This is a genomic window from Bartonella grahamii ATCC 700132 (assembly GCF_000518085.1).
GTDB classification, from domain to species: Bacteria; Pseudomonadota; Alphaproteobacteria; order Rhizobiales; family Rhizobiaceae; genus Bartonella; species Bartonella grahamii.
This window is the reverse complement of sequence record NZ_KI912379.1, coordinates 27,728-40,008: the sequence shown is the minus strand read 5'-3', so window position 1 is coordinate 40,008 and position 12,281 is coordinate 27,728. Positions and strand designations below refer to the sequence as shown.

General features: G+C 43.5%; 12 protein-coding genes, 1 tRNA gene and 1 pseudogene. 10 read left to right on the top strand and 4 right to left on the bottom strand.

Annotated features, from left to right (window positions below; translation table 11 throughout):
* The 10 genes and pseudogenes from U736_RS0110570 to U736_RS0110520 all read left to right on the top strand — a co-directional run.
* Nucleotides 1-729, top strand: a pseudogene (locus U736_RS0110570) (DUF4815 domain-containing protein); the annotation flags it as partial.
* A 14-nt stretch (nucleotides 730-743) separates the two neighbouring features.
* Nucleotides 744-1,952, top strand: a complete 1,209-nt coding sequence (locus U736_RS0110565) for a Bgr_08870 family protein (protein ID WP_026500785.1) — start codon at nucleotides 744-746, stop codon at nucleotides 1,950-1,952.
* A gap of 9 nt (nucleotides 1,953-1,961) precedes the next feature.
* Nucleotides 1,962-2,213: a hypothetical protein gene (locus tag U736_RS0110560; protein ID WP_026500784.1), complete on the top strand. Its 252-nt coding sequence runs from the start codon at nucleotides 1,962-1,964 to the stop codon at nucleotides 2,211-2,213.
* A gap of 193 nt (nucleotides 2,214-2,406) precedes the next feature.
* Nucleotides 2,407-3,705 (top strand): phage tail sheath C-terminal domain-containing protein, encoded by a 1,299-nt coding sequence (locus tag U736_RS0110555; RefSeq protein ID WP_026500783.1) that lies wholly within the window; start codon nucleotides 2,407-2,409, stop codon nucleotides 3,703-3,705.
* Nucleotides 3,706-3,708: 3 nt separating this feature from the next.
* On the top strand, nucleotides 3,709-4,227 hold the full coding sequence (locus tag U736_RS0110550; protein ID WP_026500782.1) for a phage major tail tube protein: 519 nt from the start codon (nucleotides 3,709-3,711) through the stop codon (nucleotides 4,225-4,227).
* Between the two features lie 9 nt (nucleotides 4,228-4,236).
* Nucleotides 4,237-4,650, top strand: coding sequence for a hypothetical protein (locus U736_RS0110545; RefSeq protein ID WP_026500781.1), 414 nt, complete (start codon nucleotides 4,237-4,239; stop codon nucleotides 4,648-4,650).
* Nucleotides 4,651-4,781: 131 nt separating this feature from the next.
* Nucleotides 4,782-7,118: a phage tail tape measure protein gene (locus tag U736_RS0110535; RefSeq protein WP_026500780.1), complete on the top strand. Its 2,337-nt coding sequence runs from the start codon at nucleotides 4,782-4,784 to the stop codon at nucleotides 7,116-7,118.
* Nucleotides 7,119-7,131: 13 nt separating this feature from the next.
* Nucleotides 7,132-7,593 (top strand): phage tail protein, encoded by a 462-nt coding sequence (locus U736_RS0110530; RefSeq protein ID WP_026500779.1) that lies wholly within the window; start codon nucleotides 7,132-7,134, stop codon nucleotides 7,591-7,593.
* Nucleotides 7,590-7,844: a tail protein X gene (locus tag U736_RS0110525; protein WP_015856306.1), complete on the top strand. Its 255-nt coding sequence runs from the start codon at nucleotides 7,590-7,592 to the stop codon at nucleotides 7,842-7,844. The genes U736_RS0110530 and U736_RS0110525 overlap by 4 nt, the downstream gene beginning before the upstream one ends.
* On the top strand, nucleotides 7,844-8,845 hold the full coding sequence (locus U736_RS0110520) for a phage late control D family protein (protein WP_026500778.1): 1,002 nt from the start codon (nucleotides 7,844-7,846) through the stop codon (nucleotides 8,843-8,845). Before U736_RS0110525 ends, U736_RS0110520 begins: the two co-directional genes overlap by 1 nt.
* A gap of 612 nt (nucleotides 8,846-9,457) precedes the next feature.
* Here U736_RS0110520 and U736_RS0110515 read toward each other — a convergent pair.
* The 4 genes from U736_RS0110515 to U736_RS0110500 all read right to left on the bottom strand — a co-directional run bounded on the left by U736_RS0110515 (nucleotide 9,458) and on the right by U736_RS0110500 (nucleotide 12,247).
* Nucleotides 9,458-9,528 (bottom strand) — tRNA-Gln (locus tag U736_RS0110515).
* A 64-nt stretch (nucleotides 9,529-9,592) separates the two neighbouring features.
* The gene (locus U736_RS0110510; protein WP_026500777.1) at nucleotides 9,593-10,351 is read right to left on the bottom strand and encodes an iron ABC transporter ATP-binding protein; all 759 of its coding nucleotides are present in this window, start codon (nucleotides 10,349-10,351) and stop codon (nucleotides 9,593-9,595) included.
* Nucleotides 10,348-11,298, bottom strand: coding sequence for an iron chelate uptake ABC transporter family permease subunit (locus U736_RS0110505; RefSeq protein WP_015856795.1), 951 nt, complete (start codon nucleotides 11,296-11,298; stop codon nucleotides 10,348-10,350). The genes U736_RS0110510 and U736_RS0110505 overlap by 4 nt, the downstream gene beginning before the upstream one ends.
* On the bottom strand, nucleotides 11,291-12,247 hold the full coding sequence (locus tag U736_RS0110500; RefSeq protein WP_026500776.1) for an ABC transporter permease: 957 nt from the start codon (nucleotides 12,245-12,247) through the stop codon (nucleotides 11,291-11,293). Before U736_RS0110500 ends, U736_RS0110505 begins: the two co-directional genes overlap by 8 nt.
* Nucleotides 12,248-12,281 lie beyond the last annotated feature (34 nt).

The following is a 12,281-nucleotide window of genomic DNA, read 5'->3' as shown; positions in this document are numbered from 1 at the left end:
TTAGCAAAGCTTGGGGATTTTGATGCAGAACACCAGAGATACGTCTCAAGCCACCCTTACGTGACCGGTCCACGCTTTTCTTCAGTTAACGCACAAAGCTGGACCGCCCATCAAGATGAGGCTTTAGCTTTTCGAGTGCTAGCCGCACGCTACACACAAACAGAAAAAACCATTGATCTTGGCACTTTTAATCTTGTTGATTGCTCTGATTTGCAAATCCGTGCAGCCATTGAATTGCCTTCAAGCGATTGTTCTGTCATCTTTGAAATTGAACGAAACAACGGTACAGTTTATCAATTGCTACCCTTTCAATTGCTCAGTCTTACCGAATATATCAGTGAAAAAGTCAAGCTTCGCGCCATTCTCAAAGGGACAGAGAAGCTTTCACCCGTCTTATTTGCCCCTGTACAATTGATTGCAGGAAAGATTCATAAGGAAGCTACTTATGTCACCCGTGCTTTTGCCTTTGGGGAAAAGGCAAGGTTAACCAGTTATATCAAAACCTTTTTACCGGGCGGTGCAACCTTCACACTCGAGATGCAACTGGATGATGGTGCTTTTGTTCCTTTGAAACTCGACGAAACAGAGCAGTTATCCGAGCCGCTTTGGACAGAGCGCAAATTTGTGAGCAGCGACAAAGGAGCCAAACAAGCACGCCTTAAACTCACCCTTACCGGCGGACCGGCGGCGCGCTCCATGGTGAGTGATTTTGGCGCCGGCATATTATGAGGGGAAAATGAGAGATGACAAAAACCAAAAAACTCGACATGGAATTGCCAAAGGAAGGACGCTTTATCAGTTCTGAATTTCCAATCTTGCGCGATAATCTCAATAAACTTGATCAAGCTCTTATAACGGTTGAGGAAAAGGTAGAGGGAAAAGCACCTTCAAAACACATGCATAGCATAAGTGATGTTGCTGATCTTGAAGCAGCTCTTAAGGCCAAGATGGCAGCCGATAAAACCTTCACCTTTGCTGATTTAAGCGATATCGAGGGGGCTAAGGACGCAGCCAATAATTATGTTCTCTATAAATCAAGCAATAATAACTTCACCTTTGGCAGTGCGATATCACTTTTAGGAACGCATCAACATAAAACAGAAGATATTGTGGGGCTTGATGATTTTAGAGCCAAGATCAACGAAGATCTGACCAGCTATGGTCGCTTAGCCAGCCCCAATGAATGGCAAAGTTATAATAAATTTACCAGCAAAGTCACTATGAGTGGCAGTTTAGAACTGTTGGGTAATTCGTCGTTTAATCTCACTCATAATGATGAAGTGGTCACAAACTTAAGTGCGAGTGGTAGCTCGCTTAAAGGACCTTTAAAAGTCGATGGTGATGTTGTTTATACGAAGGCGCAAGTGGATAAATTGATAACTGAAGTTGATGAGTTAATAGTTTCTTATACCAAGACACAAATGGATAAATTAATCGCTTCATTAAACAAAAAACCTGTCGAAATTCTTATGACAGAAAGTGGCACTATTCCATTGCCTGATGGGGTGACAGATGACACAGATATTGAAATACGAGCTTGGGGTGCTGGAGGGGGGGGAGGAGGAGGAGAAATGGAAGGCAAATATACAACTCTTCACAATGGAGTGGGTGGTGAAGGCGGTCAATATGTATGTGTTAAAGTTAAAGGATGGCAACTTAAAAAATCAAGAGCGGCTCAAATTGGTCGTGGCGGTAAAGGACCTTACGGAAACAACGTAGGTTCTAATGGTGGTGATACACTTATTAATGGGATTATTCGAGCTAGCGGTGGAAGTGGAGGATATGGTAGTAGCTGGGGAGGTTCTTCTACTGACAGAGCTTGTTTTGGCAATAACGGTATGTACGGTAAAGGTGGTGGTGGCGGTGGAGGTTATTTCTCTGGAAAGAATGCAATCGGTCAATCTGGTGGCAGTGGTGGAAATGGCGCAATATTGTTGAAATTTTTTATATAGGAGCACTTCATGGAATATGCAGTTGTTGAAAATGGTGTGGTAAAAAACATTATCGTAGCCTCAGAAGATTATGTTCACGCCTTTGATGGTGAAGCTATTCCTTCAAGTGAAGCACAAATCGGCTGGACTTATAAGGATGGAGTGTTCTCTCCTCCTATTGTTGATGAAAACACAAAACAGCTCTCATCTCCTGAAATGACAGAAACAGGTATACCCGTAGAGCTCATAAAAGAACCACAAGAGAAAAATAATCAAGTCTAGGTTACAAGCTATTTAAAAACTAATGGCATGGGTCAACGGAGCAATTGTTGTATAAAGCGTTTAAAGGCTTGTATGATTTTCTTTCTTTAAAGTCCTTTTAAAGCTCTTTGAAAGGGCTTTTTGACTGACAGTGTCAGTCTTATGATCGTCTGTTGTTTCTTGTTATGGTCTCTTCATTGATTTGGAGAGCAAGATGGCAACAGAATTTAATCATGGGATTCGCATTGTAGAGGCTGGTGAGGATTCCCGTCCTTTAGCAACATTTGATCAGACCGCCATTGGAGCGGTTGTTACAGCCCCTGATGCTGACAACCAAGTTTTTCCCCTCAACGAGCCTGTCCTTATTTTTAGCCATGAGGGTGAGAAAATCCAAAAGCTTGGGGCAAGAGGCACGGCTCTTGATGTGATTAACGCAGTGTGTGCACAGGGGATTGAGGCACAAATTATCCTTGTGCGTGTGGAAGAAAAATCAACCATTGCTGAGACGCAAAACGAGATGGTGGGATCCTATGCTTCCTTAACCGGTGTGCATGCGCTGAAACATGCGCGTGGTCATTTAGGGGTAGAGCCTGGGATTTTACTGGCACCAGCTTATAGTGCAGGGCGCCTTGATAATGGCAAAAACCCCGTGGCAGACGCCTTGGAACAAGTTGCAGAAAAGCTACAAGCGATTGCGGTGTTTGATACGGGTGGTAAAAATGCGGAAGAAAGCCTTGCCTATCGCGCAGATTTTTCCTCACGCTTTTGTTATTTGATTGACCCCTTTGTACGGGTGGCAAATAGTGATGGGGGTTGGAGTGTTAAACCGGCAAGTCCCTTTGCTGCCGCCATGTTTATCAAACGTGATAAGCAAAGGGGCGGTGTTTTTTGGTCTCCTTCCAACCAAGATGTGCATGGCATTTTAGGCACGGCGCGCCCGATTAGCTATTTTGATGGGGAAATCGATCATGAGGCAAACCGCCTCAACCAAGCCGATATTGCGACCTTTATTCCAGCACGGCTTAGCCAAAATGCGCATTTAGGTAATTCTGGGGGACAAATAGCTGCCAATGGACGTATTTTATGGGGAAATCACACCACCTCTAGTGATCCACTCTGGCGCTTTGTCAATGTGGTGCGCACCCGTGCAGCATTGGAAAAAACCATCATCAACAATTTCCGCCCTTGGGCGAATGATGAAAACCTTACTGGTCAACATGTTATTGCCATTACCCGCAGCCTCACGCAGTTTCTTGATGATATGATTGCCCGTGGTGCATTACTTGGTGGACGTGTCTGGTTTGACCGCGATTTAAATTCCAACAGTACTTTACAGCTTGGAAAGTTACGGGTGGAATTTGATGCAGAAGAAGTACCCCCTCTAGAAGATTTAAGTTTCGGCAGCCGGCGCAATAGCGCTTATTTTGACCGTCTGGCTGAAGATATTCAAAAGAAAATGACTTATCAATTTGGCGATACGCTTGAAACTTATCGCAAAGCAGCAAGGAGTTAAAGCATGACTTTACGCATTGTACGCGGTTTTACCCTAATTGTTGATGATGATGTGAATCTTCACCTTGATCTTGAAACATTGAAACTGCCCACGTTGGAAGAAATCACTGAAACCTATCAACCGGGCGGTTCTGATATGCAAATTGATGTGAGCGGTCTTGGTGTGAAAGCTCTCGGTTTGCAAATGAAAATCCGCAGCCACACCCCCGAAATTATCGGCATCTTTGGTGGTCCTCCTGGTCTTCGTCATAAATTTACAGGCAAAAAACATGTGATCTCTGAAGAAGATGGGCGCGAGCATGAGCATTCTATTGATGTTACAGGGCGCTTGGTCAAAGTGGATAGTGAAGGCTTAACGGCTGGAAAAGCTACAGGCTATGATTGCGAGATCAAAAATGTTTGGGACTATACGGAATTTTGGGATGGCTCTGTTTTGCACCGCTTTTCGTTCAAACGGGGTGGCTGGCTTGTCCGCAATGGGCAAGAGATCGGTTCTCGCCGCCGCTCTATTCTCAACTTATAGGAATTGATCATGACAAGTTTACAAACCAGCATTGATGTAGAGTTGCAGGTTCCGCTTCTTTATCAGGACAAAGGTGGCAAAGAAACTCTCTGCAAGAAACTGACCTTTTATCGCCCAAACTTCAAGCAAGCACGCCAATTAGCGGTGTTGATTGGACCGCAGTTGGTAGAGCTCGTTCTGCTTGGCTTAGAAGAGGATAAAACAACATTGGGCAATGATGTTCTTGTTCTTAAGCTTTGTGAGGCTTTATTTACTCATGAGGCTATGGAAGGAATAGCCGTGCTTTTAGCCGATATATCTCATGAAACGGTTGAATTGATTAATCGTCTTGATGTTGTTGACATTATTGCTGTTTTTAAGGCTTTTTTTGCTTTTTTTACGCAACGCCAATCCTCTCTGCCGGACAATTTGGAGCAGAGCTAGCCCTTTATTATCACTGGGCGCCTTCAGAAATTAACCAGATGGATTGGCTGGATGTGATTGCCTATCGAGAAGAACTCGCACGCCTTAAAGCCCAAGAATATGAAAGCCATCAGTTAGGATAAGAGACGATCATGGATGTTTCCCTTGTTGTGCGTTTTGTCAATCATCTGCAAGAGGGGATAGCTTCTGCCAAGCGTGATCTTGCAGCTTTCAGTAGCGATGTTGCACATTTCCAAAACAAGACAAGGCAGCATTTTAAAGGGTGGTTTGACCCTGAGCATCTTGAGGATGCGACAAAGAATGCGAAAAATGCTTTTATCCAAGCGCGGGGGCGCATGGTGGGTGCCATTGCGCAAACAGCAACCTTAATTGCACCCCTCTATAAAGCCATGCAATTTGACCAATCGATGAAAGGCTTGGAAAAGGTTCTCGATGCCCCCCTTGATCGCTTAAAGGAATTGCGCCGTTTTGCGCTTGAAACCTCCACCAAGATTCCGCTAGCGGCGCGTGAAGTTTTGGAACTGATGACCAGTGCCAGCCAAGCAGGGATTGGCGAACAAGATCTAGAAGCTTTTAGCATCTATGCCGCCAAAGCAGCTGTTGCTTTTGATATGAGCGGGGATCAAATTGGGGAGCGCTTTGCCAAATTGCGCAATGTCTTTAAGCTTAATCAGGCAGGCATTGAAGATTTAGGCGATGCCATCAATCATCTCTCTAACCACATGGCCGCCAAGGCAAGTGAAGTGTCTGATTTTACCAATCGTGCCACCGGTGCGGCAACCATGTTTAAGCTGACCGCACGGGAAACCGCGGCTTTTGGTACGGCAATGATTTCTGCTGGTATTGTGCCTGAGAGTGCAGCGCGTGGTTTTAATGCGATGAGTGCGCGCATACAGGCGGGGGGTAAACATATTGAAGATGCTTTTGCCAATATCGGGCTTTCTCGCGAAAAATTTATGCAAGATCTGGATAAAGATGCCACTGGTACCTTGGTGCGCTTTTTTGATGTTTTAGCCAAATCTGAACAGGGGATGCGCTCGCTGATTGCCATTGCTGGGCGCGATTTTACCGGTGATTTTGCCAAATTGGTGGGTAACCCCCAATTGTTAGGGCAAGCTTTAAAATATGTTGAAGACCCAAAAGTCTTTAAAGGCTCTGTCGAACAAGAAGCAGACAAACAAGCAACTGGCGCCATGCGACAATTTGAATTGTTGCAAAACCGCATTGTGGCTTTAGGGGTTACCATTGGTGAAGTGCTTTTGCCCCCCCTCAACAGTTTGATGGAAACTGTTGGCAATTTTATCAATGTTCTTATGGCATGGGCAAATGAACACCCTGTTTTAACCGGTGTGATCATCAAAACCATTGCCGCTCTGATGGCTTTTAATATTGCTCTACGCGTGCTGCGCTTTACCATGGCTGGCACACGCCTTGGCTTGCTACAGTTGATAGGCTCTTTGATCAAACTTGTTGGTGTGAGCGGTAAGCTTAAAACAAGCTGGCGTGGCTTAGCAGCCTCAGGGCGTTCCTTGAAGTTATTGATGGCAGGGCTTGGTGGGAGCGCGCTGCGTCTTTTACGCCCGATGACTTTACTTGTGGCGGCGTTTCGCGGCGTTATGATCTCAGGAAGTGCATTTGCTGCCTCTTTTGGCTCTGTTGGGACAGTGATCGAAGTGGTTGGGGCAGCTATTGCCTCTGTTGCGGGGGCTATTTTTACCCCGGTAGGGGCTGCGGTTGCTGCTGTTGTGGCGGTCATACTGGCAGCTGGTTTTGCTCTGTGGAAATATTGGGACCGCTTTTCTTCTTTTATAAAGGGCTTTGCACGGGGAATAGCACACGCTTTTGGTCGTGCCTTTGAGGCTGTCATGCGCTTTTTTGGTGCAGATACCAGCACCATCACACGTTGGAAAAACATCATTGCTGCTGCTTTTGATTTCTCTCAAGCTTGGCAAAAGTTTAAACAGGGGCTTAGCGCTGTTGGCAGGTGGTTTGGCAACGTGTGGGAGGGGTTTAAACAAAGCCTTTCCAATTTTTGGCAATGGTTGGGGAGCTTTTTCTCCCGCGAAAAGCTCTCGAAGGGTGCTAGGGCAAGTATGGAACAAACCGGCGAAGATTTAGCGGGTTGGATTGTCGATGGTTTTATGGGCACCATCTCACAATTGACAGATTTTTGTAAATCTTTGCCTCATCGCATTAAGGGGTGGTTTGGGTCCATTAATTTAAGAGAGTTTTTGCCAAGTTTTTTGGGAGGCAAAACAACCATTCAACCGATTGCACAATTTGCAGGGGCGGGGTATGCCAATTACTCTGTGAGAGAGCAAAGAGACAAAGATCACTCCACCATCACACACAATCAAAATGTCACAGTGCATGTCAATGGCGCGCGTGATCCTGTTGCCACCGGTCGTGCGGTTGCCCATGCCATTCAACGTGCACGCGCTAATGCGCTGCATGGCGGGACAGAATGAGGGGAGGGAGCCTATGAGAGATCCTTTGATGATGTTAGGACCGCATCAATTTTATGTGGACTGGCTGAATTTCCAATCCTTTGAAGAAGAGTTTTCTGCCTCATGGGTTTGTATGGAGCGTTTTGGCAGGTCGCCCAGTTTGCAATTTACCGGCTATGGCAATGATGCAAAAACCATTCATGGCGTTTGGTTTCCAGAAGAATTTGGTGATCGGGTAGCCATTGATGCCATCACCACAACGATCAAAAGAGCAAAGCCGGTCCAGATGCTTCGTTGGATCAATGATACGACCTATAGTGTCCTTCTCCATGGCCCCGTGGTGATCACCACGATCAATAAAGAGCACGACTATATCAGTCGCTCTGGTCAATCACAGCGCATCCGCTATTCCATTACACTCTTGCCCTTTTTTAATGGCGGAAAACCACAAGGACAATATCAGGTGGGACAAACCCAAGTGGGACAAACTCTATGAAAATACCAGAAAAGCATGTTGTTGTAGAGCTAGAGGATATGAGTCTTGATCTTATCTGCTTTCACCATGCCATGGCAGTGTTCAGAGACCGCATCCAAGTTGGGGCACTAAACGGTTATTTAGAAGCCACCTTGGAAGCCAATCCAGAGATTGCCAAATATGGTGTGCTTTTACCGCGGGGCTTAACGGTTATTTTGCCTGAGTTTGTGTTGTCTAATCCCCAAAGCATGGTGAAGCGGTTATGGGATTAATGCGCACATACCCCTTTATTGTGGTCAAGGTGGGAGATAAACCTGTTCATGAGGTTTTTTACCAGCGTCTTTTAACCGCAACCATTACGGACCATGCCGGTAATGAAGCCGATACATTTGAAGCAGAATTTGATGATGGTGGCAATGACTTAGAGGTTCCACAAACGGGCAACACTCTGCAGGTGATTTTTGGCTATGAGAACAGCATCAGTGCTTTTATGGGGCGTTTTGTTGTCGAGTCAGTGGTAAGTTCAGGTAGCAGTGATGGAGAGATCTTGCGTCTTTGTGGCAAAAGTGCCTCGATGCGTAAAGAGCTCAAAGAACAGGTGAGTGAGCATTTTGATCACAAAACTGTTGGTGAGATTGTTGAGACACTGGCCAAACGCCATGGCTATCAAGCAAAGGTCAGTCCCCAGTTCACTAAAAAACCTTTGCCTTATGTGATTCGCACAGATCAATCGGCTGTTGATTTTCTAACACGCCTTGCCGACCGCATGCGGGCACGTTTTTTGATCAAGGACAATAAGTTTTTATTTTTAAGCGGTGACAATTTACCAGTACTCGACATCCATAAGTATGACTGTTCTAACTGGGAATTCACATTAGAGCCACGCACGCAATATGGCACTATTGAAGCTTCTTATTTTGATCGCTCAAAAGGGCAGCAATGCCAAGTCAAGCATCAGACAGGGTTTAGCGGTCCCGTGCGCCGTCTTCGGACTTGTTACACTTGTGAGGAAGAAGCACAAGCTGCTGCGGCATCAGAATCAGACCGACTTTGTCGTGCTGTGGGCAGTGGTTCTTTGTCTCTTGAGGGACGCCCCGAAATCATGGCGGATCAACCTCTTTTATTGCAAGGGTTTCGTGGGCAAATCAATGGTCCATGGAAAGCTTCCACTGTCACCCACTGCTATGAGAAACAAAGCGGTTACACAACAGAAATAACCTTAGAGGCACCAAACAAGGGAAAAGAGGCAGGAGAAAAGAAAACCTCTGAGTGACAGAAAATCAAAGGGTCAACTTGACCCTTTGATCGGTGTTGAAGAGTATTGAGACCAAAATCAAAAGTTCGCACTTTGGTGTGGAGGTAAGTAATAGGTGCAACTTGCACCAATTGCTAAAACGAGAAATAGGATCAAGTTGATCCAATTGCATGAGTACAGCAATAGGGTAATGTTTACCCAATTCCTAAAAGGAGCAATGGTGCAAACATTGCACAATTGCATACTGAAAAGGAATTCGGTCAAGTTGACCGAATTGCTCAAACGCTTTTTCTCTTTTTGATAGTATGCTTAGGATACAGAAAAATCATCAGTCAATTTATGCTAAAAGAAGTCATACCATTTTATGCATACTGCTTCTCAAATAATACGATTCCAACTCAATGATTGATCATCTCAAATTGCGATTTTGAGCAGAAAAGAAAAGAGGCTTTAAACGATCTTTGAAAGGTCTTTGAAGACCCTTTGAGAACTCCTTAAAAACTCTTTGAAAAAAAATAAATTGGTACAAAACCTAGTGTCAAAATATACAAAACCCGCTGGCAAGCTACAACAAGCTACATTGGTACAAAACCTAGTGTCAAAATATACAAAACCTGCTGGCAAGCTACACTGGGGAACTTGGATTCGAACCAAGATTGACGGAGTCAGAGTCCGCTGTTCTACCATTAAACTATTCCCCAATAAGCCAATTTTATCATCTCTAGCAGATTCTACAGTGTAGGCAAGCGCAAAAAGTCTTTTAGGTTATCGATAATAAAGAGCGATAGGAATGTCATTGATTGTTTTGATTTGAATATCAACATCATAAATGTCTTTAAGAATTTCTGGTTGCATAATTTCTTTGGGAGTTCCACAATAGGCTGCTTTTCCATTTTTCAGTGCAACAATCATATCTGAATAAGATGAGGCAAAATTAATATCGTGCATAACAATAAGAATGGTTTTTTTCAGTTCATCAGCTGTGCGGCGTAACTGCTTCATCATAGAAACGGCATGTTTCATATCCAGATTGTTTAATGGTTCATCTAAGAGAAGATAATCAGTATCTTGGCAGATAACCATGGCTATAAAAGCGCGTTGACGCTGACCGCCAGAAAGCTCATCTAAAAAACGGTCTTTTAAATCTTGTAAGCCGAGATAGCGTAGCGCACTGTCGATAAATTGTTTATCTTCATGTGTATACCAGCCTTTTGAATAAGGATAGCGTCCGAAACTTACTAAATCGTACACGGTTAAACGGAAGGATAAAGGATTATCTTGACGCAGAATTGAGAGTTTTTGAGCCAAAATATCGTGGGGCATTTTATCAATATCAAAGCCATCGATATGAATTGTACCATTATGGTATGGCAAAAGACGTCTTATCAGCATTAAAAGAGTTGATTTTCCCGAACCATTTGGCCCAATGAGAGAAATAATCCCCCCTTTGGGAAGATGAAGGCATAAATTATCGATAATCAATCGTGCTCCGTAAGCCTTGGAAAGATGATTGATCTCAATCATTTTAGTTTTCCCTTCATCAGTAACATTAAGAAAACAATACCCCCACAAAATTCAATGATAAAACTTAAACGTCCTGCCATGTGAAAAATTTGTTCTAAAATAAATTGTCCTCCCACCAAACAAATAATCGCTAATAATATTGCAATCGGCACAACAACACAGTGTTTTGCTTGAGGAGAAAGTTCATAGGCAAGGTTGGCAACTAACAGTCCAAAAAAGGTGACAGGGCCTACTAATGCGGTGGAAATGGAAACGAGAATGGAAACAAAAATAAGGACAGCTGTCGCACTTTTGTGGTAGTTAACGCCAAGATTAAGGGCATTTTCACGTCCCAAAGCCAAAATATCAAGAAGATGACGGGAATGCCATCCAATCAGACTCACAATGAAGACAATGATTGTGGCAAAGCCTATTAGTGATGTATTAAATTTATTAAAATTTGCAAACATAATATCCGTTAAATTCATCATTTGGTCTGGATTTAGTTGCAATTGCATAAACATCCGTAAACTGAAAAAAAAGCCGCCTAAAACAACACCAATTAAAAGTGTTAAGTGAAGTCCTTTTAGGCTTCCTGAAAAGAGCCAGCGAAAAAGGCTTATTGAAAAAAGAATAAGAATGAGGGCTTCGAGAATGAGTTGCCCTTCTTCATTTAAAAAGGGCAAAGAAAGAGAGCCTACAAAATACATCAGAACAGTCTTTATTAAAATATAAAGTTGATCAAATCCCATAATTGAAGGGGTAAGAAGCCGGTTATTAACGATTGTTTGAAATAAAACCGTAGAAACGCTTATTGCATAGGCAATAAGAAGCAGAGAGGAAAGTTTTGTAAGACGAAATGTCCATGTATACACATTGATATTCCACGTCATATAAAGACTAATGACAGTACATGCTATGATGATAAGTGTTGTTAGTACACATATTGTTTTTTTTCTTCTATCCAAGACGCTTTCTCCAGCGTAAAAGCAGTATCATAAAAATAAAACTACCGATTACACCCATCATAGTGCTGATGGGAATTTCAAGAGAGGGATGAATTATTCGTCCTACAAGATCACAAATTAAGACCAATCCTGCACCGCTGATGGCCACCCAAGGAGCGGTACGGCGCATATTATCGCCCATGAAATTTGACACAAGGTTGGGAACAATGAGTCCAACAAAAGGAATTCGACCAATTGTACAGACAACAACAGCAGTGATTGAGGCGACAATGAAAAGACCAAAAAACATGACAACACGATAATTCAATCCAAGGTTATTGGTTAAATCTTCTCCCAAACTTGCAACCGTAAAGCGATCAGCAGTACAATAGGCCAGAATACAAAGGGGAAGGGATAGCCATAAGAGCTCATATTTTCCTTCAAGAACCATTGAAAAACTGCCAAATAAGTAAGCTTGAAGAGAGGGAAGTAACATTTCATAATCTGCAATGGCATTGGTTAAAGAGCCAATGATATAGCTTAGCATAATCCCTGTAAGGGGTACAATGAGAGCATATTTTAGAGGAATGCGGCGCAATAAAAACATAAAAAGTAAAGTGCCTGTCATGGCAAAAAGTGTCGCAACGACCATTTTTCCTAAAACAGAAATATCGGGCAGAAAAATCATAATAAAAAGAATACCAAGGGAAGCAGATTCAACAGTTCCAGCGGTTGATGGCTCGACAAAGCGGTTGCGTGTCAATAGTTGCATAATCATACCTGAAAGTGCAAGTGATGCACCTACTAAAAGGATTGAAATGGTACGAGGAAGACGGGTTTGCCAAAAAATAAGCCACGCATGGGGATCGGCTGCGAAAAGGTCAGAAGGCGTGACATCAGAATAACCAACAAAAATGCTGAGGATGGACAGGAGAATGAGAAGTGTTATGGTTATCCAGGAATTCTTCACGTTAAATCATTTTCTAACAAAACCTAAAAAAGCA